Below are 23,912 nucleotides of genomic sequence, written 5' to 3'. Positions count from 1 at the left end.
GAGGAGGAATGCTCGTGGAGCTGATGGGCAGAACGGCGCTTGTAACCGGAAGCGCCAAAGGGCTTGGCAAACGGACTGCATTGCAGCTCGCAAGTCTTGGCTGCAGCATCGTGTTAAACTATCTGGAGAGCAGGCAGGAAGCGCTGGAGCTTCAGCGCGAGATCGAGCGGCTTGGCGTAAAAGCAACCGCCATACAAGGCGATATATCCGTTCCGGCAGGGGTAGCGCAGCTGGCAGCCGAAGCGGAAGCCTGGAATGGCGGCATCGATATCCTGGTGAACAACGCAGGCCCGTTTATACGCGAGCGGCGCTTGTTCGCGGATTATCATGAGGACGCTATCATTCAACTTCTAAACGGTAATTTGCTTGGCGTAATGCTGCTGGACCATAAGCTGCTTCCAGGCATGCGTAAGCGCGGCTGGGGGCGTATTATCCATCTTGGCTTCGGACACGCGGATGAAGCCAGGGCATGGCCTCACAGGGCCGTTTATGCGGCGGCGAAGACCGGTCTCGTCTCGTTCACCAAATCGCTTGCGGTCGAAGAGGCGCCTTCCGGCATTACCGTCAATATGATAGCACCCGGCGATATTAGAGGCCTTAACAAGGAGCGGACGATTGACGAGGCGGCTTGCGAAAGGGAATTCGAGTCGCCGGTCGGCAGACCGGGAACCGGTGAAGATATCGCGAGGGTAATCGGATTCCTTTGCCAATCGAGATCGGATTATTTGACCGGCAGCATTATAAACGTAACCGGCGGTTTCGATGCAATTCGTTCAAACATAATCGGATTATAAGGAACAAAAAAAAGAGTCTTGCCTGCTTAAAGCGGGCAAGACTCTTGCATTTTAGAATACTTGAACAACTTCCTGTACGCCTTCAACTTCCTCGAGCAGCGCGCGCTCGATACCGGCTTTCAGTGTAATCGTGGAACTTGGGCAGCTTCCGCATGCACCCATCAGACGAAGTTTAACGATACCGTCCTCTACGTCTACCAGTTCTACGTCACCGCCGTCGCGTTGCAGGAACGGACGCAATTTATCCAGTACGTCCAATACTTCGTCGTACATTGTATCTTGTGCTTGACTCATTGCAATCATCTCCTTTCTCCCCTATTATAGTACAAAGTGCGAGGAATGAAAATGGATATCAACCGTTAAGGCCAGGTGATCAAAAAATTGTCAAAACCGCTTATCGAGTTCTGCAACGGCAACATGCATCACGGAACGGAAGCTCTTATGAAGCAGTATGAACTAGACGATCGGCTGAAGGTGGTCGAATACGGCTGTCTCGGCAACTGCGGAGAATGTTATTTGAAGCCATTCGCGTTAGTTGACGGCAGCATTATCGCTGCCGAATCCATAGAGGATCTGGAACGCCGCATTCGCGAAGCCATCAGCTTAAAGCAAAATTAACCAAAATGGCGTTTCGATTTCCAGAGAATTCCGCTCTTGATCAAACGCGGAATTTTACCCATCATTGGCGTGCTGCCCATGAGTCCGAAGCCGCTCTTCTTGCCAAGGGAGCCCATAACGCCCTTCAGCTTGATTTTTCCAAGCTTAGGCGTTTTGTTGTTCCAAATGGCATGGATAGCTTCCGCGATTTGCTTGCCTTGCGCGCCGGCCGCTTGCCCGCTAGGGGAGAATGGCAGAGACGCGCAGTCGCCGCAAACAAACACATCGGTGTAATCCGGCAGCTGATGGAACTCATTGATGATAAGCCGGCCTTGTTTGTCCTTCGGCAGATTCATGCGCTGTACAATCTCAATCGGCTGAATGCCGGCTGTCCATACCGTTACGTCGGTAAGAATCGTTTGATTCGCATTCGCGTCGTGCAATGCGCCTTGCTCAATGCGGCAGAGCGAAATATGGCTGAGCATCTCAACTTCATGCTCTCTGAACCAGGAAGCCACAAACTTCTGCAGCGACCCAGGGAAGGCCGACATGACGCTTGGTCCGCGGTCAATGATGCGGATGTTCAGGTCGGAACGGGCTTCGCGCAGCTCTGCAGCCACTTCCACGCCGCTAAGGCCGCCGCCGATGATCGACACTTGGCCGTAAGGCTTCACGTCGTTCAGCATCTGGTAAGTTTTGCGTGCATTCGAAAGAGTTTGAATGCTGTTTGAGAACTCTTCCGCGCCTTCGATGCCGTGGTAATTATCCGTACAGCCAAGACCGATTACGAGCCACTCGTAATCGATTGGATCTTGACCTTCCAGATAAACAAGCTTTTTGTCCAGATCGATATCTACAACTTCCCCAAACCGGGTTGTCAGACGCGGGTCCTGCGGAAATTTTACGCGGATATCCAAATCTGAAACCGTACCGGCTGCAAGTGCGTAATATTCTGTTTTAAGGCCTTGATAAGGCATGCGGTCCACGAGGATGACTTCAACATCGATTGGCAGCTGTTTCTCGATCACGTCTGCCGCGATAGCCTGGCCGCCGTAACCGCCGCCCAAAATAACAAATTTTCTCATATGATTCCCTACCCAACTCCATAATGATGAATGACTTGTTGTGTGCCTAATATGTGCGTCTAGCCGCGTGATTACTCATATACTTTAATTTCGTTATAGAACGTATCTCTCTCCACTGGGATACGTCCGGCTCCTTTAATGAGCCATAAGAGATCCTCACGCGTAATGCCTTCCGGCGTAAGAGCGCCCGCCGCATGACTGATTTTTTCTTTTACAATGGTACCGTGAGCATCGGATGCGCCCATCGTCAGAGCGACCTGAGTCAGCTGCGTGCCGATGTTGATGAAGTAAGCTTTAATATGCTGAATGTTGTCCAGCATCAGGCGGCTGATCGCGATCGTCTTCAGATCCTCGAATGCCGAGTTGCGGCGACGGATGCCGGCTTTCGGATTAATCGGCTGCATAGAAAGCGGAATGAATACCTGGAAACCGTTTGTTTCGTCTTGCAGCTCGCGGATCTGCATCATGTGGCGAATACGGTCCTCATGCGATTCGATCGAGCCGTACAGCATCGTTGTATGCGTGCGCAGGCCAAGATTATGAGCGGTGCGGTGCACCTCTAAATATTGGCTGACGTCGGCTTTATCGACGCGCATTTTTTTGCGGTAATGATCGGATAATATTTCTGCGCCTCCGCCTGTCAGCGATTTAAGGCCGACCTTCATAAGCTCTTCCAATACTTCCTTGTAGCTTAAGCCGCTAATACGCGAGAAAAAGTCGATTTCCGCAGCGGTGTAGGCTTTAAGCGTTACTTCTGGGAAGCGCTCGTTTAAGGCCTTCAGGGAATCGACGTAATATTGGAACGGAACATGTGGGTTATGACCGCCTACAATATGGAATTCTCGTACACCAGGGTGGAAATGCTGTTCAACGTACTCAATCATTTCTTGACCGGATAAGGTATAGGCGCCTGGTGCGCCTTCGTCTTTACGGAAGTTACAGAATGCGCAATGCGCTTCGCAGACGTTCGTAAAGTACAAGCTCATGTTTTCGATAAAATAAACTTTTTTACCGTTCTTGCGAAGGTTTACTTCATTAGCTAGTTGCCCAATCGTAAGCAGATCATCCGATTGATACAGGAATACACCGTCTTCAAGCGTAAGGCGTTCCCCGTTACGGACTTTGTCGATAATCGACTGCATTTGCTTGTTATCAGATGGAATGGCGATGTTCATCGTGGCAACCTCCTTTTTCTCAAAAGTTAGTTATGCGTAGTGCTGCGGCATGCTGCCATTTACCGTTCAAGGAAGAGTAGAATAAATTCAGGCTATGCCTTTGTGAAAAAAATAACTTGCTCATCCGATTAAGAAAGCTTCCATTATTATAAACCCGTACGCAAAAGGCGGCAACACCTAAAGTCTTCAACTCGTTCCAATAGGAAGGCTCTCATCTCTTGAGGAAGCGGAGGAAGAGGAGTATACTGTAACTATAACGGTACATTTATTTTTATTTATATAGAGGAGGGAAGAAGCATGATCACGATTAGTGAATCGGCATCTGACAAAATTAAAGAAATGCTCGAGGAGGAAGGCACACCCGGGCTGTTCCTGCGCATTGGCGTGAAGGAAGGCGGCTGCACGGGCTTCTCCTACGGCATGGGCTTCGACGATGAAGAGAACGAGAACGACAAGTCGATGGAAGTCGCGGACCTGAAAGTAGTCGTAGACGACGAAAGCTTGAAGTATTTATACGGTCTTATCATCGATTGGAAAGAGTCGGCTATGGGCGGCGGCTTTACGATCGAAAATCCTAACGCAACCGCTACATGCGGCTGCGGCTCGAGCTTCCGTACCGCTGCGGCGGCTGGGAAACCGGATAGCGACTGCTGATGAGTGGCTGAGCACGCCTGTGCTCAGCTTTTTTATTGGGAATCGCCGTACGCAGGCTGCGCAAAAGAATGTTCTTCCAATCACCATTGTTCCCGGAATCTTTGAATTAATCGTAAAAGGTACGATTCCGGGAACAAAAGCGAGCACTCCGTTTCTCCAGAACATTCTTTTGCTCCGCCTGTTTGGCGAAGCCAAACAAAAGCATTCACAAAAGGCCAGGCTCAGCCAGCCTTTTGTGACCTAATCAGACAGGCTGCCAACACAACCTGTCTAGCCTAAACCAAACCGGCGTCCCATTTAGCGGACGCCGGTTTTTGTTTTTAAAAAAGAAGTCGGCGACGGAACGGAGGAAGTGAATGCTCTTGAGGAGCGCAGCGTCCGCCTTTGCTCGGGGATTCCTACCTTAAAATATAATCAAAGAAATCCCCGAGCAACAGCGGCCGAAAGAGCGTTCACTTTCGCAGTGGCGGATAACGACTTCTAAGACCTCGTCATCTTCCGAGAATTCATCCAAAGAGGAATACGGAACACCAGGTTGATAAGCAAAACGAAGAACACGAGTACCGCCGCCGACTTCTGGGCGATATCCTGGGCGTCCGGAACGATAGCCTCGGACTGGACATACCACAGGTGAACGGCAAGCGTCTCGCCCGGCGAGAAGAGGCTGAAATCCCACATTTCGCCGGAGGTCGTAACACCGGCAGTCAGGATGATAACGGCGCTTTCGCCAAAGGCGCGGCCCGCTACAAGACAGATCCCCGTAATAATTCCGTTCATGGCTGCAGGGATCAGGACGCGAACGATCGTCTGTAAATGTGTGGCTCCCAGCGCGAAGGAAGCATTTTTCAGTTCTTTCGGCACGGCACGAATCGATTCTTCCGTTACGCGGGTCAAAACCGGCAGGTTCAAGAACGCCAGGCTGACAGCGCCGCCGAGAATCGTAAGGCCCAGCTGGAACATCTCAACGAACAGCGCGATACCAAACAAACCAAAGATGATCGAAGGGACGGAAGCAAGCCCCTCTACGCAAATCCGCACGAACGAGATCAGCTTGTTGTCCGGCGCAAATTCGGCGAGATAAATACCCGCGGCCATCCCGAGCGGAATAGCGATAACAAGCGACAGGAACAGGATATAGAAGGAGTTCAGCAGGGCAGGCCCGATACCGCCGCCTTCTTCAATCTCGCTCGGCAGGCCGAATAGGAAGTCCCAAGAGAGCTTCGGCAGGCCGTCCTTCAGAATAAGGAACAGGAGGCCGAGAATAAAGAGTACGATGGCAATGCCAACGGTCCAGACCAGAATCGTAAACAGACGGTTATTAAAGCTGTTGATTCCTTTTTTGCCGCGGAAAGGATTGGTTGTGTTTACTGCGGTGTTTACGTTGCTCATTATTGTTGAACTCCTCTCCGTTGCAGCCAGCGTACGCCTACGATCATCAGAAGCGAGATGGCAAGCAGCAGGAAGCCCATCAGGTACAGCGCATAGTTCCAGGTAGAATCGAACGGAACGTTAGCGATCTGCATAACGATGTTACTCGTTAATACCGACGTAGGCTTAAGCAGGCTGTCCGCGATTTGCGGGGTATTGCCGATCACCATAACAACCGCCATGGTTTCGCCGATTGCGCGGGCCATGCCGAGAATAACCGCGTACATAATACCGCTGCGGGCGGAAGGAATAAGCACCTTTACGACGGTTTGGAAACGGGTAGCGCCAAGGGCATAGGATGCATCGCTGAATTTCTTCGGTACGGCCGTGATCGAGTCATCGCTGATCCGGCTGATCGTAGGCAGGACCATGATGGTCAATACGAGAGACGCCGCAAGCAGGCCGTCACCCATGCCCGTGCCGGTAACGTTTCGGATCAGCGGAATAAGAACCGTGAGGCCCAGGTAGCCGTAAACAACGGACGGGATGCCGACGAGAAGATCCATAACCGGACGAAGCACGTTTTTCAGCCAGGCCGGTACGAAGGTTGACAGAAAGACCGCGATCAGGAGCGAGAGCGGAACGGAAATAATCAAAGTCAGCAAAGTAAGGGCAAACGTGCCGAAAATGAATAACAGTCCGCCGTATTGTTCGGTCTCCGGACTCCATTCGGTGGATAAGAAAAATTCGGAGAAAGACACGTCGCCAAAGGTCAACACGCCGGTGCGGAACATAAGCGCAAGGATAAGGAAAAGAATAAGACACACAAAACCGGCGCAGGCAATGCAAACGTAACGGAACAGGCGGTTCATCACGAACAGGCGCTTCCTGCGGTCAAACGGCTTTCCGCTTCCCGTCAAAAGACTGCCGCCCAGATCGATCTGGCCCGCAGTGGATGAGGTATCTAACATATGGATTGATCGGCTCCTTCGGTAGCAAGCAGCCGCCTGTCGCTTCGCGAAAGACGGCCGCCGTTACCTATATTCGATTAACTTGGATTATTTCATTGCGGAAAGCGGGATGAACTTCAGCTTTTTCAGCGAACCGTTTTGGAACTTCGCGCTTTGCACGTATTTGATGAATTCTTTAACAACGCCTGTAGGTTGGCCTTTCGTCATGTAGTAGCCGTAGCCCCAGACTTTGTATTTACCGTTGATTACGTTGTCTACGGTTGGAGCAACGCCGTTGATGCTTACGCCAGTCATTTTTGTAGTGATATAAGCGAAGTCGAGGTAACCGATTGCGCCCGGAGTCGACTCAACGGCTGTTTTCATGTCGCCGCTTGTTTTAACTTCTTTGTAGTTGGAGCCTTTTGTCATAAAGTCCGTACCGTTCAGCGCTTTTTGTTGGAAGTTAACGCGGGTACCGGAACCAAACGCGCGGTTCACGACGATGATATCGGCATCTTTGCCGCCAACTTCTTTCCAGTTCGTTACTTTGCCGGAGAAAATGTCTTGCAGCTGTTTCGTAGTCAGGTTTGTTGCCGTAACGCTTTTGTTAACTACCGCAGCGAACGGAGTAACCGCTACTTTGTTAGCGACTTGGCCAGTGAAGGCTTCGAAGCCTGGAACGGCTTTCGTAGCGTCCCAGTCAACCGCACCGATATCGGCGATACCTTTGCGCACGGATTGAGGACCCGTGATGGAACCGGCGGCCGAAGCTGAGATTTTAACTTTCGGGTTCAGCTTTTTGAATTCGTTAGCCGCTTGAAGAGTAAGCGGAAGAAGGGCGGACGAGCCGTTGATTACGATTTTGCCGGACAGCTTGCTGGCTGCTTCTGTCTTAGTAGGGGCTTGAACGGAGCCAAAGCCGATGGTTGCGATAAGAGCGGCTACCGTAGCCACTTTAAGCCATTTCAATTTCATTTCATTTATCCTCCTAAAAAGATGTTAAGTTTTTGCCGATTAGCGAGTAATCGTTGTGAATTTGCCGTTAACCGGAACAGCCAGCTGGTCGTTGCTGATTGCGGCGATGTCGCCTTTGCCGGATACGATCAGCTCGGATACCGCATCCGATACGCTGTACAGCTTGCTTGCCGTACCTGTTGCAGGATCGATGGCGCTGATGCTGTTTGCATCGCCTTTTGCGGTCAAGACGATCAATTTGCCGTCAGCTTGGTTCATTTGGAACACGTCTTCAGCGCTGTAGACGGATGCCGCTTCAAGAGAAGCCGTGTTTACCGAAGCAACGCTTCCCGTGTTATCGTCTTTGATGCTTACGTAGTAAGCTTTCGAACCGTCAGCGGACAGTTCCAGGAACGCTTTGTCGCTTGCGTCTTTCGTCAGTTGAACCGGTTTGTTGTCGCCTTTAGCCGAGTCGTAGAAGAAAGCTTGCGTTTCCGTACCTGTTGGGTCGATCGTAACATCGTCCTTGCTTACGTCCGTAGCGTCATTTTTAACAACAGGCTGTTTGATTTGGAAGTAAGCCACTTTAGTGCCGTCAGCGGATACCGTAAGGTTAGCTTTGTAGTCGACTTTATCTTCCAGAACTTTCGTTACGCTGCCGTCAGCCAGGCTGAGCTTGCAGATAACGGAGTTTTTGTCGCCTTGGAAGAAGAAGATCGAGCTTCCGTCAGCCGAGAATACCATTTCGTTTTTAATCGAAGTATCCGTGCTTACTTTTGTCGATTGTTTCGTGCTCAGATCGATAACGTTAACCGTGCCGTCTTCTTCGGAATAAGCGGCTTTCGAACCGTCCGGGGATACGATCAGCTCGGATGTATCCGACGAAGTAAGCAGCAGTTCATTTTTGCCTGTCGCAGCGTCAACCAGGTAATCTTCGCGGCCGTTCTCGCCAGAAATCGATGCGATCAGCTTCGAAGCGTTTACCCATGTCACTTGATCGACATTCTCGAGGAATTTGACCGAAGTGATGTTGCCGTTGGAGTAGCCTACGCCCAGTTTGCCAAGGAAGCTTACCGGTTCAACGAATGCTGTACCGTTTACAGTCACGGCATCGCTCAGCTTAACAACATTGTGGTTCAATTGAACGGTAATGGTGCTGCCTGTAACGTTCAGGGAAGCTTCAAGAGCTTTCGCCAGGTCGCGAACGGAAGCGAGCGTTACGCCTTGCGCGTCAATCGTGCGGATTGCGACGGAATTGCCGTTGATGGATACGGTAATGGAACCGACTTGAACCGCTTGTGCCGTTTGTACGGCCGATTGCGCCATTACTGGTGTAACGGCTGCTGCTCCAATTGCTGTTGCGAGCACGGAAATGACTACTGCTTTTTTCATTTGTAGTTCGTCACCTTTCTTATTTTCGAATAGTTGCTAGGTCCGACGGCACTACGCCGGTATGTATGAATGGCCTTGATTTCTCCCCCCGTCAAGCCGCGTCGGAACTATTTCGATTTCAAAGCTAGTCTAACAGCGGATTATTATCCCATTATTTAGAAATTGTAATGATTTTGTGAAGAAAGACCTAAGTTGATAGGGAATGTCGAAATTGCTATCCTAAAAATGACAAGAGGAGGAATGTCGGAATGTATCGGATATTTATCATCGAGGACGATGACAAAATAGGAGCTATACTGAAATCAACGATGGAGAAATACGGGTTTGAAGCGAAAAGGGCTGCTCAGTTCAAGGATTTGCTGGGGGAGTTTGCGTCCTATGATCCGCATCTTGTGCTGCTGGACATCAATCTGCCTTATTTCGACGGCTTTTATTGGTGCAGACAGATTCGGACAAGGTCTAACGTCCCGATTCTGTTTATATCAGCCCGCGAAGGGGAGATGGATCAGGTGATGGCTATCGAAAACGGCGGGGACGACTATCTTTCGAAGCCTATCCATCTTGATCTGCTGCTCGCGAAGGTAAAGGGAGCTCTGCGCCGGGCTTACGGGGAATATGCCGCGGCTTCCGCCGCTTCGGCAGCGGCATCCTCGGAGCTCGAATTGTACGGACTGCGCCTTAATCTTAGCCGCAACGAGCTGGAATGGCAGGGAGAGCGGACCGAGCTGACGAAGAACGAACGGCTGCTGGCCGAAGCTTTTATGAAGAAACCGGATGAAATCGTGGCAAGAGAGCAGCTGCTCGAGGCGTTATGGGATGATGTTCAGTTTGTGGATGACAATACGCTGACCGTTAATGTAACCCGGCTGCGCAAGAAGCTCGAAGAAATCGGCATTATAAAAGCGATTGAGACGGTACGCGGACAAGGTTACCGGCTGAGCGCCGACGCCTTGCGGGAGGCCCAAGCATGATTCGTGCTTATCTCTGGGACCGTAAAGTTCTAATCGCAACCTACCTGTTAGGCTCCATTCTGGCTTGCGCGATGTTTTCTCTCGATAAGCTTCGTTATGAGAGAGCGGACGCGGGCCTTGTCTATTATTACGCCGAGCTTGCGGGCTTCCTGCTGGTTATTGGACTAGCCGTTGACTTCCTTCGTCAGCGCAGCTACTATAAGCAGCTTCGGGATGCGATTGAACACGGAACGGAGCTCAAGGCTTCGATGGTGATTACTTCCGGGATCACCAAAGAACAGATTGCCGTGCAAAAGCTACTGGCCGCGCAATACGGCGCATACTTGACCGAGCTTAGCCAATACCGCCGGCAGCAGGAGCAGCATAATCATTTCGTCCTGCAATGGGTGCATCATATGAAGACTCCGGTGTCGGTTATTGATCTGCTTGTCCAGGAGGCGCTGCAGGAACAGGATGCTCCGCCTGCCCATACGGAAAGACTGCAAAGCATTCGCGAGGAGACCGGCAGAATGACAAGGGGGCTCGATATGATGCTGCATACGGCGAGGCTCGACAAGATCGAGTTTGATCTGCATCCCCGTTCGGTTCCCCTGCATGAAGCGGCCCGCAGCGTCATAAACGCGCATAAGCAGCTGTGCATCCGGCATGCTATATTCCCGAGAATTGACGGGGAAGCGGTGGTGGAGACCGACGAGAAATGGCTGACGTTTATTTTGAACCAGCTGATCGGCAATGCAATTAAATATTCAAAGCGCAAGCCGGGCTCGAAGAAGCTGATTGTCAGCATTGAGAAGGAGCCCGATTCAAGTGCCGTCAGGCTGTCAGTTATAGATGAAGGAATCGGGATTGAGGCGCATGACCTGCCAAGGATTTTCGATCCGTTTTTCACCGGAGAGAATGGACGTGCGGTTGAGGAGTCAACGGGGATGGGGCTTTACTTGGCGAAGAAGGTATGCGGCAATCTCGGTCTTGAGCTGCATGCCGAATCAGAGGTTGGTTCCGGTACGAAGGTTACGGTTGTGTTTCGACCTGAAGGGATCCATTTGTTGCGTTAAATACGCAAATGCGATCGAAACATGACAAAATCGTAAGGTTCAAAGCCTCCAATTGAAAGGTAAATCGATGGGTTGATAGGGCTGATGGAGCTATACTGAGTCCATAATCAAAACAAATGAGAAAGTCTTGGGGAGGCAGTTACGATGAGTGTATTGCGTACGAAAGGGATTGGAAAGATTTATCACTCAAAAGGGAATATGTCCTATCGGGCACTTGAGGATATCGATCTTAATATTGAAGCGGGAGAGTTTGTTGGCGTCATGGGGCCTTCCGGCAGCGGGAAAACAACGCTTCTCAACCTCCTGGCCACGATTGACCGTCCGACATCCGGCGAGCTGGAGATTAACGGCATACAGCCCGGCAAGCTGAGCGACAAGAAGCTGGCGTTGTTCCGCCGCAGGGAGCTTGGGTTTGTGTTTCAGGACTTTAACCTGCTGGACACGATGACGATTAAGGAAAATATTATTTTGCCGCTGGTGCTGGAAGGCGTAGCGCCGCGTGTTATTGAAGAGAAGCTGAAGCCGCTTGCGATTATGCTTAATATCCATCAAATTCTGGACAAGCGGACCTATGAGGTGTCCGGCGGACAGAAGCAGCGTGCCGCTATTGCCCGGGCAATCATTCATCAGCCCGCGCTGGTGCTTGCCGACGAGCTCACCGGCAATCTCGATTCCAAAGCGGCGAAGGATGTCATGGACGCGCTGAAAGATATGAACGAGCGACTAGGCGCGACGGTTCTGATGGTAACGCATGATCCGTTCTCGGCAAGCTATTGCAAACGCATTGTCTTTATCAAGGACGGCAAGCTGTTCAGCGAGATCCGGAGAGGAACGAACCGTCAGGCGTTCTTCCAGCAGATTCTGGATTCTTTGAGTGTACTGGGAGGTAATTTCGATGACGTTCCGTTCGCTCGCGCTTAGCAATATGAAAGGAAATTGGCGTTCCTACAGCGCCTTTTTCCTAAGCTGCGTATTTTCCGTACTGATCTTCTATATGTATTCGTCGTTTATTTTTCATCCGGATGTGGTAAACGGGCATATTGAGCAGGCGGCGAAGGTAAGAAGAGGAATGTTGTTCTGCCTGTACATTATCGGGATCTTCTCCTTCCTGTTTGTCCTGTACTCCAACTCGGCTTTTCTTAAAACAAGGAAGCAGGAATTTGGATTATTGTCCTTATTCGGGATGACCAAAGCGCAGCTGAGAAAGCTCGTTATTTATGAAAGCATTGCCTTGGCCATTTTGTCCATTGGCGTCGGAATCGGACTAGGCATGTTACTCAGCAAGCTGTTCTTTATGGCTTTATCGGTGTTCTTGAAGGTCACGGACCCGATCCCGTTCGCCGCGCCCCTGAAGGCGGTCGGAATGACGGGGCTTGGATTTTTTGTTCTGTTTGTCGCGATCGCGGTCCTTACCTCGCTTCGGATCGGCAAAGCCGAGCTGATCGAGCTCTTTAAGGCCGGCCGCAAGCCAAAAGGGACGCTTTTGTACTCGCCATGGCTTGTTGCGCTCGCTCTTTTGTCGCTGGGCTCCGGCTATGTCATGGCGATTATGTTAAATTCGTTTAACTTCTTTTATATGGCCCTGCTCATTCTTGTAACGGTGACGGTCGGTACCTATTTCTTATTCACGCAGTTCAGCGTGCTGCTGATCCGTTTCCTGCAGAAACGCCATTCTTTCTTTTATAACCGTACGAATATGGTCGTTCTGTCTCAGCTGGGCTACAAGCTGAAGGATAACGCGCGTATTCTGTTTATGGTTTCGATTATGAGCGCGGTTATTCTGACCGCATCCGGTACGTTTTATCTGATGCAGATCAGTGCGAAGCATCAAATTTACCAATACTACCCTTATGCCATGGCCGTTATGGAGAAAGGGCTTCAAAGTCACAAGGTGATTGATCCGGAAGAGCTGAAGACCCATCTTCGCGAAGCGGGCCACCCGGTTACGGATGAGAAAATTGTCGCCGGAGCAAGTGTAACCGATATTAAGCTGACACGGAGCAACGGGAACAATATCGATTATAATCCGGATACCATGATGATCTCGGAGTCGGATTATAACCGCCTGGCGGAAGCGCAAGGGAAGAAGAAGCTTCATTTGAAGCCGGGCATGGCGGCAATGCCGGGATCTTTCAGTCCCCCTATCGAACGGATTCAGGGGAAGGTACAGAACACGACGATTGATTTACCCGTATCGGCGGATCACTCGGATAGCGTAATGAACCAGACGGATTTCAACTGGATGACCATTATTGTGGCGGACAGCGACTATAAGCAGCTTCTCGCAGGTGTGCCGGAGAGCGATCAGCTTGTCTGGTACGGCTACGAAGTGAAGGACTGGGAAAGCGCGGGTCCGGCCATTAAGAAGCTGCAAGTGAAGGAAGATCTGGAAGGGCAGGTCAGCCGCAATCGCGCGGATAACTTTGCCAACATGAAGGAAACGAGCTCTCTTACGTTGTTTATCGGGTTGTTTATCAGTCTGCTGTTCTTTATCGCATCGGGCAGCTTGATTTACTTTAAGATGTTCACGGAGCTGCAGGAGGATCAGGCGCAGTTTAACGCGTTGAAACGGATAGGCATGACAAGGCAGGAGATTAGAAAAATAACGGTGACCCAGATCGCCATCATTTTTTATCTGCCCTGCTTGGTGGGCACCATTCATGCGCTGTTTGCGATGAAGGCGCTGGACGGATTGATGGAATCCAGCGTGTGGCTGTATTCGTTTGTGATTATCGGCATCTTTGTCGTCATGCAGACGATCTACTTCCTGCTCGCAAGCATGAGCTACTCCAAAGGATTGAATAGAGGAACGGCCGGCGCTTAAGGCGCCGGCCGTTTTTTTTTCTTAAGTGGATTGCTGCTGCTCCAGCCATGAGATCCGTTTTGTTTTTAATCCGATGAGCGCTGCTTCCGCGGCTGCATACTCCGCCTGCAGTTTTTTTACGACCGTTCTGACTTCATGCGCGGCTTCGCAGGTGCGGTCCTGAGTCTCTTTGATCCGCTTCTGAACGATCCAGTCCGTAATCAGGCCGTCGAACCAATAGTCCCCGAACTTCAGCAGGCCGCTGATATCTACATGGATATTCAGGCTGCGCTGCAGATCCGCCAGCTCGTCCCGGAAGCTCTTCAGCTCATGATTAGCCGCTGCGATGGAGGCCTTCGCATCATCGATATGCTCGTGTTTAATATGGGTGGAAATCAGCCCGCCGTTGCCCCAGGTATCCCAATTGCCCCAATTAATCGCTTTGTCGAGACTTTCGATAGCCGGCTCAAGCGAGGCAAGCACCCGTCTGCCCGCGGTAAAAGCTTCGTTCAGCTCGCGTACGGTAACCTGCTGAGCCGCAATCTCGCTTTCCATGGCTAGCAGCTCCGAGGCTTTGTCCGGCATGCTTCTCAGGAAATGTTCCTGCTCCTTTAGCAGCTCGTAATAATCCTGTTCGGCACCGTGATTCGCGCTAATGACCATTCCGGCCCGCGTAATTTCTTCCTTCAGCTTGTCACGTTCCTGCTTGGCTTCCGATAGCCTGAGAGCTGCGGCGACCGCCTGCTGACGCTCCATCTCCAGCTGTTCGTCCTTGCTGCGCAGCAGCGTATGAAACAGATTCGTCAGAGTCATTCGAGTAAGCTTATCGACATCCGCCTGCTCGGATTCCAGATCAAGCTCCAGACGGATAATTTGCCGTTCCAATTCGTTTAATCGGGAGCGGAATTGACTCTGTCTTCGAATGGCTCTATCAAGCTCGTATTTGCGTTCCTTTGCTTCCGTCAAACGATCAAACAAAGAATTTGTCATAAGCAGGAATTCCCTCCTGGAATAGGGTGATGATTGAAACTCTATACGAGGGCGGGGACTATTAAGTTTCATTCCTTGGCGACGGATATATGGTTATGGCTGAAACGTTAGATCAATCTGAATAATCTCGGAACGGCTGCCAAGACGTATTGGCGGTCCCCAGGAACCAAAGCCCGAGGAAACAATGGCGTGCAGACTGCCCTTCAGCTTATAGCCCCAATCCAGCTCGAAGATACGGCGGGTGATGAGATGGTTAGGCGCCATTTGCCCGCGATGGGTATGGCCGGATAAGGAGAGGTCGATGCCGTTGACGGACGCCTGCTCCAAATCGGAAGGCTGGTGATCCATCATAATGAGCGGACGGGCTTTATCCAGATCGGCAATCAGCTCGCTGATCGGGAGCCGGCCTTCCGGATCGCTATGCCGCGCCGCCAGATCTTTGCGTCCAACGATATAGAAGCTGTCCTGCACAAGGATATTTTCATCCAGAAGCACACGAATGCCAATTGCATACATCTGGGCGATGTATTCTTGAATATGTCCGCCAATATATTCGTGGTTGCCCAGCACGGCGTAGATGCCAAGCGGTGCCTTCAGCTTGCTCATGGTAGCGGCCATATTGCGGCGAATAAACGGATCGATGCTGTCGTCAATAACGTCGCCGGGCAGAAGAATCAGATCCGGCTTCATTTCCTCCATGTGGCTCACAAGGCGGCCAAGATGCTTGTTGCCAACAACTGTGCCCAGATGGATATCGGAGGCAACCCCGATCCGGAGCTTCCGGATAGCGCCAGCCTGCTTCGGAATAGTCAGGTCATAATGACGGACAATCGGAGTCCAGGCGTTCCAAGCTCCCCGAATAAGAATCGAGGCCAAGAGAACGAAAGCAATTGTGCCAACGGAAGCAACGGCTGTTTTGTAGGGGACGGAAGCAAGCGTCAGCAGCCAGACGGCCAGATCCGCCAGAGGCAGAATGAGTAGACCGTACTCCATGACGGCAAACCAGTAGGAGCCGATGTATTTCAGGAAATAGGCAACTTCGCGCACCGGCGAAGCCGAATGCTGTCCAAAACGTCCGGCAAGCCAGGCGAAGGAGAGGATGCCAACGATAATGCCATACGGCCAGGCGTTCCCCAGGTCAAACAGCGTGGACAGGTATACCCATCCATTCCAGCCGATGTACCAGTTCACCAGGCCAAATACAAGGAGGAAGACGGTAATAACGGGAATAAATCTAGCTTTCACTTGGACATCTCCTTACTTGGCGCATATAGGTTTCGTTAAACTCGTGAACCTACTATATCACACCGGGAATTGCCGGGTAAAATAAGGCGGATTTAGCGCTTGGCATTGGTCTCGCCGCCTTTTTTCTAGTATACTTGTACAATGATTTTACGGCAGGGAGAGGGATTCGAGTATGAAATCGTTAGTGCTTGCGGAAAAGCCAAGCGTCGCAAAAGAAATTGCGCGCGTTCTCGGCTGCGGCAGTAAAAATAAAAGCTATATGGAAGGCCCCAACTACGTAGTCACTTGGGCGCTTGGCCATCTGGTGACGCTTGCGGAGCCGGAGGATTACGATCCGAAATACAAGACATGGAATCTGGAGGATCTTCCTCTGCTTCCGGGTAAAATGAACCTGAAGGTCATGCGCGAGACGTCGCATCAATACAAGGCGGTAGCGCAGCTGTGCAAACGACCGGATATCGGCGAGCTTATTATCGCAACCGATGCCGGGCGGGAAGGCGAGCTTGTAGCCAGATGGATTATGGAGCTTGTTCACTGGCGCAAGCCGTTCAAGCGGCTGTGGATTTCGTCCCAGACGGACAAAGCGATCAAGGATGGCTTTAAGGCGCTTAAGCCGGGCCGGCAATACGATAACTTGTACGCATCGGCCGTCTGCCGGGCGGAGGCGGACTGGCTGATCGGACTTAATGTCACTCGCGCGCTTACGGTGAAATACAATGCCCAGCTTGCTGCCGGCCGCGTGCAGACGCCAACGCTTGGCGCGCTGATCGACCGGGAGAAAGAGATTAACCAATTTCAATCGCAGCCTTATTGGACGGTATCGGCGGATCTGGGAGCATTCCAGGCGCTGTGGCGCCAGAATGACAATCATGACGGCAGAGTGTGGGACAGAAGCGAAGCTGAAGCGGTTGTCTCACGCCTGCAAGGGAAGAACGCCAAGGTTGATAAGCTTCGCACAACCCAGAAGTCCGAGCCTCATCCGCAGGCTTTCGATTTGACGGAGCTGCAGCGGGAAGCGAACAAACGGCTTGGTTTTTCGGCGAAAATGACGTCGAATGTCCTGCAGAAGCTGTACGAGCAGCATAAGCTCGTTACTTACCCGCGTACGGACTCTCGTTATTTGTCGAGCGATATCGTGCCAACGCTTAAAGGACGCCTGGAGAGCGTTGCGGTGGGGCCGTATGCGCCGCTTGCCCGCAAGCTGCTCCGGGGTCAGCTGACCGTCACGAAACGGTTCGTGGACGACAGCAAAGTGAGCGATCACCATGCGATTATTCCGACCGACGAGTACGTGAATTTATCGGCTCTCAGCAACGATGAACGCAAGCTGTACGATCTGATCGTGCGCCGTTTTATCGCGTTGTTTTACCCGCCGTATACGTACGACGAGACAAGCGTCGTGCTGACGGTTGGCCAAGACAAGCTGTACGCGAAAGGCAAAGTCCAGAAGGATATCGGCTGGAAAGAGCTGTACGGCGGCAGTGACGCGAGACTTGCCGCAGACGAGGACGACGAGGAGGAGAGCGGGCGCGGCGAGGACAAGAGCACTCCGGAGCAGCTGCTGCCAGAGCTTGTCCAAGGACAAGCTGTTCCGGTGAAGCAGAGCCGCTTGAAGGAGCTGCGCACGCTTCCTCCGGCGCGTTACACGGAGGCCTCTTTGCTCTCGAAAATGGAGAAGCATGGACTTGGCACGCCGGCTACCCGCGCGGATATTATCGAGAAGCTTCTTTCGACCGATACCATTGAGCGCACCCAGAACCGTCTGGTTCCGACGAGCAAAGGCAAGCAGCTGATCGAGCTGGTTGTTGACGAGCTGCGCAGCCCGGAGCTGACGGCCAAGTGGGAGCGGGAGCTAGAGCTTATCGCGCATGGCCAGGGAGACGCGAAGCGGTTCATGACGGGAATCCGGGAGCAGGCGGACAAATGGGTTACGGCGGTTAAGAATGAGACGAAGGAATACAAGCCGCATAATTTGACCCATTCGCGCTGCCCGGAATGCGGCAAGCTGCTGATGGAAGTGAAGGGCAAACGCGGTAAGTCGCTGGTCTGCTCCGACCGGGAGTGCAGCTACCGCCGCCAGGCCGAGCCTGCGTTGTCCAATAAGCGCTGCCCGCAATGCCATAAGAAGATGGAAATTCATAACGGCAAGGCAGGCAAGTACGCGCAGTGCAGACCATGCAACGTGATCGAGATGCTGGGTGACAAGCAGGGCGGAAGGATCAATAAGCATCAGCAGAAGAAGATGATCGAGCAGTACAGCGATAATGTATCGCTGTCCAATAGTCTCGCCGATGCGCTGAAAGCCGCGATGAACAAACAAGATAAGGAATAACCGAAAGAGGGAGTGCCGTGAAGAACGGTACTCCCTCTTTTTTGCTCGGACAATCATCCAAGAGACAATCGTTCGTCTTTCATATGCTATTAATAGGAAAGGAGATTGATAGCATGGAAGAACAACTTGGCCGGCCAGTCCCCGATAAATGGGCTAAGCAGGCGGCGCTGCTCGCCGATCCGTTTATTGCCCCGCATATACCGCCAACAAAGCTATATAATGCCGGCAACTTAAGAAGCATGCTCGGCAAGCATCAAATGGTTGTCATCAAGCCGGTTATCGGCACGGGAGGACACGGCGTTATTAAGGTATCGAAGACAAGCTCGGGCTACAGCTTTACCTCTCATTCGACAACGCATTCTTATGCCAGCTTTGAAGCTCTCAAATCCGCACTCGACAAGAAACGCAAAAATCGTCCTTATTTGATTCAAAAGGGCATCCGTCTTGCCAAGGTTGGCGCTCGTCCGATTGATTACCGGGTCAAATATGTAAAGACGGAAACAGGCTGGGAATATCGCTCCATGGTAGGGAGAATTGCAAAGCCGGGTCTGTTTGTCACGAACCTGTGCCAAGGCGGCACGATGGTTACGGCGGCAGAGGGAATCCGCAGATCCTTATCTCCGTCTCTGGTGGGGGCGAAAAAGCAAAAAATGCGCGATCTGACCGTTGCATCAACGCGAATACTGGAGGAAAGGTTCCCTGGCGTTGGGCAGTTAGGGTTTGATTACGGCATCGACGTTAACGGCAAGATATGGATCTTCGAAGTGAATACGAGGCCGCAATAAGAAGGAAAAGGCCGATCATAAACCCTTTCGGGTTTGTTTTTTTTTCACTGGGAAACTACAAGCTTATGCACGTAATTTCAATATATTCCATTAATGGGGCAAGGAATTTCGATTAAAGTTTTTTATCGCGTTTTGGTAAAAAAAGGCTGTGTATAAAAGTATCCACATCATCCACTGCGTTAAATCCTCATTTTTCGACTTGTATTCACATCTCATACACAGCCTGTCCACAAGGATATGTGTATAATGGGGGCCATTGTTGTAGGGAAAAGGGCATGTTACGATGGGGACAGCTCAGGAAACTTTAGGAAGAAAGGAAGTGTCCAGGTATGGATCTGCTGTCAGACGAGCTGCTGGAAGACACCTACCTTGCCGCTATTCAGTACAAGCTGGAAGACGACTTCATCCGAATGCTTCTGCTCGAGATGAAGCGAAGACAACTCAACAAGGCTGCCGCCTCAACCGCTATTTAAAGGTGTACTCCCTATTTCCATAACGGCAGCCTCAACCGTCCGTTCGCAGGACGAGCAGTATACAATATGCAAGCAGTTTCTATTATCGGCCGATTGATTCCATAAAGTCATTTCCGTCTCAAGTGGCACATAAGGTGCATAAGGACCAATCCAGTCCGTCATTCGGCCCCAATCTTCCATCGCTTGGCCACAATTGGAGCAAGCTGCATCCAGCGGCTGCATGCCATTGCATACAGGACAAAACATAAGGGTATCCTCCTTGGCTCGTGCAGATTGCCTGCACTTGAATGAAACGCCAACGTTAGGATACCCTTCTTATTTCCGTTTTAACATTAGCTACAGCTTCATGTTGCTGCTATGCCCCGGTGAGAGCTTAGCGTCCGGATCAATATAGACCTTCGCGTTATTAATGGCGGTTGGGGCTTCCCCGAAGCCAACGGCAATCAGCTTCAGCTTGCCCGGGTAGGTCGTAATGTCTCCCGCGGCAAAAATGCCGCTGACGCTGGTCTCCATTCTAGTATCCACGACAATGGAGCCGCCTTGAATTTCAATGCCCCATTCGGCAATCGGGCCGAGAGAGGAAACAAAGCCGTAATTGACGATTACCGCATCTACTTCGATCTCGGCTTGCTCCTTGGTTTTGACATCCGTCAGCGTTACGCGGCTGATCCGGCCGTCCCCGTGGAGGGAGGTAACCTCTTTAGGCGTCTGTACGTTAACCTTCGAGTTCATCAGATTCTCTACGCTATGCTCATGCGCGCGGAACTTGTCGCGGCGGTGTACCAGCGTAACCGACTCCGCGATGGGCTCAAGCATCAGCGCCCAGTCAACGGCCGAATCGCCGCCGCCCGTGAGCAGTACCTTTTGCCCCTTGAACCGGTTCAGATCCCCGACGAAATAATGAAGATTGCTCTTCTCGTATTGCACGGCTTCGGGCAGCTCCAGCTTGCGCGGCTCGAAAGCGCCCACGCCCCCCGTAATAATAACGGCTTTTGCATAATGTACGGCTTTATTGGTAATGACTTCAAATAAACGTTCGCTCTGTTTGTTCACTTCAACGACTTTTTCTTCTAATAATATTTCCGGCTGAAAAAGACTGATTTGCTCAATTAACCGATCAACAAGCTCTTGGGCTGTAACTTTCGGGAACCCGGCCACGTCATATATGTACTTCTCCGGATAAAGGGCTGCTAGCTGACCGCCTAGCTGAGGCATGCTCTCGATAATTTTAACGGATGCCTGGCGCATTCCGCCATAAAAGGCTGCAAACAGGCCGGCAGGCCCGCCGCCAATAATGATAATATCTGCAAGGTTATTCGGCTGCTCTACGGATGACATGGAAAGCACCTCCAATATATTGATGATCTGCTTTCTATTATATGCCTGCCGTTTCCAAGAAGGAAATATTAATTTGTATGCTGCTCTAAAGTTTTTCGTATATTTTGCTCTTGAAGTTTAAGTGAAAACTATGTAATATTTCTGATGTATTGTATGTATGGCGCCGAATTTGGACAGTCAACAGTAGATAAATAGGACTGCAACGCGGGTATTTATAGCGTACAATCGGAGCGATAAATCGGACCAAAAAATGACACAATTCGCTGGGGTAGAAATATAGATCCAGCACGGATTGTGTAATTTTTCACAAACAAAAAGACACATAAACAAGCTAAGGAATGGATGGGATCATACGATGAGCAACATACCCAAAATTGTCATCTTAGGAGCTGGCTACGGCGGTGTGCTTACTGCGCTGCGGTTGCAAAAAGAACTTAATTATAACGAGGCCGACGTCACTTTGGTGAATAAGCACGACTATCATTATATTACAACGCATTTGCATATGCCTGCTGCGGGAACGGATAATCCTGAGAATGCGCGCGTCAGCATTTCCAAGCTGATTGACGAATTCAAGATCGACTTCGTGAAATCGACGGTCGTTCAGATTCGTCCGCAGGACAAAAAGGTTATTCTCGAGGATGGAACTCTTTCGTATGATTATCTAGTCATCGGTCTTGGCGGCGAGCCGGAAACCTTCGGCATTCCTGGGCTTGGCGAATATGCAATGAATATTAGAAGCATCAACTCCGTCCGCCTCATCCGCGAGCATATCGAATATCAATTCGCGCGCTTCAAGCGCGAACCGCATCGTACCGACTACCTGACCTTTATCGTAGGCGGAGCGGGCTTTACCGGCATCGAATTCATTGGCGAGCTGTCCGACCGTATCCCTGAGCTGTGCAAGCAGTTCGACGTCGATCCCGCACTCGTGAAAATTTATAATATTGAAGCTGCTCCAACCGCGCTTCCGGGCTTCGATCCTGAGCTCGTGGAATACGCGATGGACGTATTAACTAAAAAAGGCGTAACGTTCCGCATCGGAACGGCGATCAAAGAGTGCACGCCGGACGGCGTCGTCGTTGGCGAAGGCGAAGAAATCAAATCGCAGACGGTTATTTGGACCGGGGGTATCCGCGGCAATCGTCTGATTGAGGATGCAGGCTTTGAAACGATGCGCGGACGCGTAAAAGTGGACGACAACCTGCGCGCGCCAGGCCATGAGAATATTTACATCGTGGGCGACAACTCCCTGATGTTTAATCCTGAGGGCCGTCCATACCCGCCAACCGCTCAAATCGCCATGCAGCAAGGCGTTGTATGCGCTCATAACCTGATTGCTTCGATCCGCAACCAGCCTTTGAAGGCCTTTGTCTTCAGCAACAAAGGCACGGTGGCGTCGCTTGGCAAAGGCGAAGCGATTGGCATCGCCTTCGGCAAGAAATACAAAGGCCGCACGGCTGCTTGGCTGAAAAAGATGATCGATCTCCGTTACCTGTTCATTATCGGCGGTATTCCGCTTGTGCTGCGCAAAGGGAAGTTCCTGTAATGCGCCACTGCAGCGTTCAAGTCCGGGGATTATTGACCCGGGATGAGCTCGACCGATACAATGCGTTGATGGAGGTGGGCTCGTTCCTCGAGTCCCAGCATCGTTATGATCTGTCGTATACGGTGCAAAAAGAAGTGGATATTCTCATTCTGCCCGCCATCGAGCGGCTGAAGGAGAAAGGCCGCGAGCGCGACCGTGCGACCGAGCTCTATCTCGAACAAAAACGTCTCGGCCTCCTGGACGAGGACGACGAAGATTAATAAAAAGCTTTCGCTTCGGCGACAATGTCATTAAGTTAAGCAAACTTAACGACATTGCGCTTCGGTGAAAGCTTTTTTGTTTTGACCGAACTTTTTGTCGGCTCTGCGTGTCGGCTCCGCGTGTCGGCTCCGCGTGTCGGCTCCGCGTGTCCGCTCTGCGTGTCGGCTCCGCGTGTCGGCTCCGCGTGTCCGCTCCGCGCTTCCGCTCCGCGCGTCCGCTCCGCGCTCCGCTCCGCACTTCGCGATCTAACGAAACGTCATATCGTTATTTGCTGCAAATAGACCATTTGTCAAATCTAACGAAACGTCATATCGCTATTTGCCCTTTTTCGGGCATCATGATGCTTATAAGCGGTAAATAGCGATACCAGGTTTCGTTAGAATTCCCAAACCGCTAAATTCGAGCGAATAGCGATACGTAGTTTCGTTAGCTGAGACTTTTTTTGTGGAGGTTCCGGACTGTGTTCGATACACAGAGTTGCAGGAGTGTTATTGTTATTAACTATAAGCTCTATCGAGTCTATATATTTCAGTTATGACCAAGGTTGGTATTATGCTGTAACCAAAGCAGGGATGTTGGGAGGCGGCAAAGGTGACATATCCATTTTCGATTTCGGTTGGGGGAATCGTGCGCAAAGCGGATGAGGTTTTGCTGGTTCAACAAAATTATGGAGCTAATAAAGGATTGTGGTTGCTGCCGGGTGGATTTGTTGAAGCGGGGGAATCCTTAGAGGAAGCTTTGATTCGGGAAGTTCAGGAGGAGACGGGGCTGTCCGCTGTCCCAACAAGAATTGTCGGCATCCGAAGCGGAGTGAGGCAAGTGGGGGATGTTAGGGAAACGGGGGTTTATATTGTATTCGAAATGGAGTATGTATCCGGCAAACTAAAGGCATTGGATCAGAACGAGATCTCCGATCTGCGATTCCAAAGTCCGTCTCAGGCTTTAAATGACCCACAGGTCATTGATCTCGCAAAACAATTCATCCAAGCAGCCGACGGTTCTAACCAAGGCCTGCTCAAATCATCCATCCCAATAACCACCAGGACAAAATACCAGTCCTACGACGTCTATCTACCTTAAAAAATAAAGCCACCGGAATCACCCGGTGGCTTATCGGTCTTATAAAAAGGTTAAGCGAGGA

General features: G+C 51.1%; 24 protein-coding genes. 14 read left to right on the top strand and 10 right to left on the bottom strand.

Annotated features, from left to right (window positions below):
* The first annotated feature begins 8 nt into the window (after positions 1 to 8).
* On the top strand, positions 9 to 794 hold the full coding sequence (locus ACR9FF_RS23675; RefSeq protein ID WP_435165434.1) for an SDR family oxidoreductase: 786 nt from the start codon (positions 9 to 11) through the stop codon (positions 792 to 794).
* Between the two features lie 51 nt (positions 795 to 845).
* Here ACR9FF_RS23675 and ACR9FF_RS23670 read toward each other — a convergent pair whose 3' ends face one another.
* Positions 846 to 1,088, bottom strand: coding sequence for a NifU family protein (locus ACR9FF_RS23670; protein WP_015846404.1), 243 nt, complete (start codon positions 1,086 to 1,088; stop codon positions 846 to 848).
* Positions 1,089 to 1,175: 87 nt separating this feature from the next.
* On the opposite strand from ACR9FF_RS23670, the gene ACR9FF_RS23665 reads away from it, so the two are divergent.
* Positions 1,176 to 1,412: a YuzB family protein gene (locus tag ACR9FF_RS23665; protein WP_127495568.1), complete on the top strand. Its 237-nt coding sequence runs from the start codon at positions 1,176 to 1,178 to the stop codon at positions 1,410 to 1,412.
* Here ACR9FF_RS23665 and ACR9FF_RS23660 read toward each other — a convergent pair.
* Positions 1,409 to 2,476: an NAD(P)/FAD-dependent oxidoreductase gene (locus ACR9FF_RS23660; protein WP_127495567.1), complete on the bottom strand. Its 1,068-nt coding sequence runs from the start codon at positions 2,474 to 2,476 to the stop codon at positions 1,409 to 1,411. The genes ACR9FF_RS23665 and ACR9FF_RS23660 overlap by 4 nt on opposite strands.
* Positions 2,477 to 2,547: 71 nt before the next feature.
* Positions 2,548 to 3,651 (bottom strand): aminofutalosine synthase MqnE, encoded by a 1,104-nt coding sequence (gene mqnE / locus ACR9FF_RS23655; protein ID WP_127495566.1) that lies wholly within the window; start codon positions 3,649 to 3,651, stop codon positions 2,548 to 2,550.
* A 297-nt stretch (positions 3,652 to 3,948) separates the two neighbouring features.
* Here mqnE and erpA point away from each other — a divergent pair, with 297 nt between their 5' ends.
* On the top strand, positions 3,949 to 4,305 hold the full coding sequence (gene erpA, locus ACR9FF_RS23650) for an iron-sulfur cluster insertion protein ErpA (RefSeq protein ID WP_127495565.1): 357 nt from the start codon (positions 3,949 to 3,951) through the stop codon (positions 4,303 to 4,305).
* A gap of 19 nt (positions 4,306 to 4,324) precedes the next feature.
* Positions 4,325 to 4,549: a hypothetical protein gene (locus ACR9FF_RS23645; RefSeq protein ID WP_435165428.1), complete on the top strand. Its 225-nt coding sequence runs from the start codon at positions 4,325 to 4,327 to the stop codon at positions 4,547 to 4,549.
* 236 nt (positions 4,550 to 4,785) lie between these two features.
* Here the strand turns inward: ACR9FF_RS23645 and pstA are convergent, their stop codons facing one another.
* From pstA to ACR9FF_RS23625, 4 genes are all read right to left on the bottom strand, one after another.
* On the bottom strand, positions 4,786 to 5,694 hold the full coding sequence (gene pstA / locus ACR9FF_RS23640) for a phosphate ABC transporter permease PstA (protein WP_435165425.1): 909 nt from the start codon (positions 5,692 to 5,694) through the stop codon (positions 4,786 to 4,788).
* Positions 5,694 to 6,644 (bottom strand): phosphate ABC transporter permease subunit PstC, encoded by a 951-nt coding sequence (pstC, locus tag ACR9FF_RS23635; RefSeq protein ID WP_201007983.1) that lies wholly within the window; start codon positions 6,642 to 6,644, stop codon positions 5,694 to 5,696. The genes pstA and pstC overlap by 1 nt, the downstream gene beginning before the upstream one ends.
* Positions 6,645 to 6,731: 87 nt before the next feature.
* Positions 6,732 to 7,598 (bottom strand): phosphate ABC transporter substrate-binding protein, encoded by an 867-nt coding sequence (locus tag ACR9FF_RS23630; protein WP_127495562.1) that lies wholly within the window; start codon positions 7,596 to 7,598, stop codon positions 6,732 to 6,734.
* A gap of 39 nt (positions 7,599 to 7,637) precedes the next feature.
* Entirely contained in the window at positions 7,638 to 8,969 is a 1,332-nt protein-coding gene (locus ACR9FF_RS23625) for a TolB family protein (protein ID WP_201007984.1), read from the bottom strand.
* Positions 8,970 to 9,217: 248 nt separating this feature from the next.
* Here ACR9FF_RS23625 and ACR9FF_RS23620 point away from each other — a divergent pair, with 248 nt between their 5' ends.
* From ACR9FF_RS23620 to ACR9FF_RS23605, 4 genes are all read left to right on the top strand, one after another.
* Positions 9,218 to 9,940, top strand: coding sequence for a winged helix-turn-helix domain-containing protein (locus tag ACR9FF_RS23620; protein WP_435165420.1), 723 nt, complete (start codon positions 9,218 to 9,220; stop codon positions 9,938 to 9,940).
* On the top strand, positions 9,937 to 10,995 hold the full coding sequence (locus ACR9FF_RS23615) for a sensor histidine kinase (RefSeq protein ID WP_435165417.1): 1,059 nt from the start codon (positions 9,937 to 9,939) through the stop codon (positions 10,993 to 10,995). The genes ACR9FF_RS23620 and ACR9FF_RS23615 overlap by 4 nt, the downstream gene beginning before the upstream one ends.
* Positions 10,996 to 11,139: 144 nt before the next feature.
* Positions 11,140 to 11,916: an ABC transporter ATP-binding protein gene (locus ACR9FF_RS23610; RefSeq protein WP_201007987.1), complete on the top strand. Its 777-nt coding sequence runs from the start codon at positions 11,140 to 11,142 to the stop codon at positions 11,914 to 11,916.
* Positions 11,891 to 13,819, top strand: coding sequence for an ABC transporter permease (locus tag ACR9FF_RS23605; RefSeq protein ID WP_435165413.1), 1,929 nt, complete (start codon positions 11,891 to 11,893; stop codon positions 13,817 to 13,819). The genes ACR9FF_RS23610 and ACR9FF_RS23605 overlap by 26 nt, the downstream gene beginning before the upstream one ends.
* Positions 13,820 to 13,840: 21 nt before the next feature.
* Here ACR9FF_RS23605 and ACR9FF_RS23600 read toward each other — a convergent pair whose 3' ends face one another.
* Positions 13,841 to 14,788, bottom strand: a complete 948-nt coding sequence (locus tag ACR9FF_RS23600; protein ID WP_435165410.1) for a hypothetical protein — start codon at positions 14,786 to 14,788, stop codon at positions 13,841 to 13,843.
* 93 nt (positions 14,789 to 14,881) lie between these two features.
* On the bottom strand, positions 14,882 to 16,033 hold the full coding sequence (locus tag ACR9FF_RS23595) for a metallophosphoesterase (RefSeq protein ID WP_435165407.1): 1,152 nt from the start codon (positions 16,031 to 16,033) through the stop codon (positions 14,882 to 14,884).
* A gap of 172 nt (positions 16,034 to 16,205) precedes the next feature.
* On the opposite strand from ACR9FF_RS23595, the gene ACR9FF_RS23590 reads away from it, so the two are divergent.
* The 3 genes from ACR9FF_RS23590 to sda all read left to right on the top strand — a co-directional run bounded on the left by ACR9FF_RS23590 (position 16,206) and on the right by sda (position 19,623).
* A complete protein-coding gene (locus ACR9FF_RS23590) occupies positions 16,206 to 18,365 on the top strand; it encodes a DNA topoisomerase III (protein WP_435165404.1) in 2,160 nt (719 codons plus the stop codon).
* 113 nt (positions 18,366 to 18,478) lie between these two features.
* Entirely contained in the window at positions 18,479 to 19,150 is a 672-nt protein-coding gene (locus tag ACR9FF_RS23585; RefSeq protein ID WP_127493168.1) for a YheC/YheD family protein, read from the top strand.
* Positions 19,151 to 19,479: 329 nt separating this feature from the next.
* Positions 19,480 to 19,623: a sporulation histidine kinase inhibitor Sda gene (sda, locus tag ACR9FF_RS23580; protein WP_336776565.1), complete on the top strand. Its 144-nt coding sequence runs from the start codon at positions 19,480 to 19,482 to the stop codon at positions 19,621 to 19,623.
* 336 nt (positions 19,624 to 19,959) lie between these two features.
* Here sda and ACR9FF_RS23575 read toward each other — a convergent pair whose 3' ends face one another.
* On the bottom strand, positions 19,960 to 20,961 hold the full coding sequence (locus ACR9FF_RS23575; protein WP_435165400.1) for an NAD(P)/FAD-dependent oxidoreductase: 1,002 nt from the start codon (positions 20,959 to 20,961) through the stop codon (positions 19,960 to 19,962).
* A 355-nt stretch (positions 20,962 to 21,316) separates the two neighbouring features.
* Here ACR9FF_RS23575 and ACR9FF_RS23570 point away from each other — a divergent pair, with 355 nt between their 5' ends.
* The 3 genes from ACR9FF_RS23570 to ACR9FF_RS23560 all read left to right on the top strand — a co-directional run bounded on the left by ACR9FF_RS23570 (position 21,317) and on the right by ACR9FF_RS23560 (position 23,851).
* Positions 21,317 to 22,510 carry an NAD(P)/FAD-dependent oxidoreductase gene (locus tag ACR9FF_RS23570; RefSeq protein WP_015846384.1) on the top strand — a complete coding sequence of 398 codons (1,194 nt, stop codon included), beginning with the start codon at positions 21,317 to 21,319 and terminating at the stop codon, positions 22,508 to 22,510.
* Positions 22,510 to 22,770, top strand: a complete 261-nt coding sequence (locus ACR9FF_RS23565) for a hypothetical protein (protein ID WP_435165396.1) — start codon at positions 22,510 to 22,512, stop codon at positions 22,768 to 22,770. The genes ACR9FF_RS23570 and ACR9FF_RS23565 overlap by 1 nt, the downstream gene beginning before the upstream one ends.
* Positions 22,771 to 23,362: 592 nt before the next feature.
* Entirely contained in the window at positions 23,363 to 23,851 is a 489-nt protein-coding gene (locus ACR9FF_RS23560; RefSeq protein ID WP_435165393.1) for an NUDIX domain-containing protein, read from the top strand.
* Positions 23,852 to 23,912: the final 61 nt, after the last annotated feature.

This window comes from Paenibacillus glycanilyticus, assembly GCF_051200795.1.
In the GTDB taxonomy this organism is placed as follows: domain Bacteria; phylum Bacillota; class Bacilli; order Paenibacillales; family Paenibacillaceae; genus Pristimantibacillus; species Pristimantibacillus glycanilyticus.
This window is presented reverse-complemented; position numbering and strand designations above follow the sequence as displayed.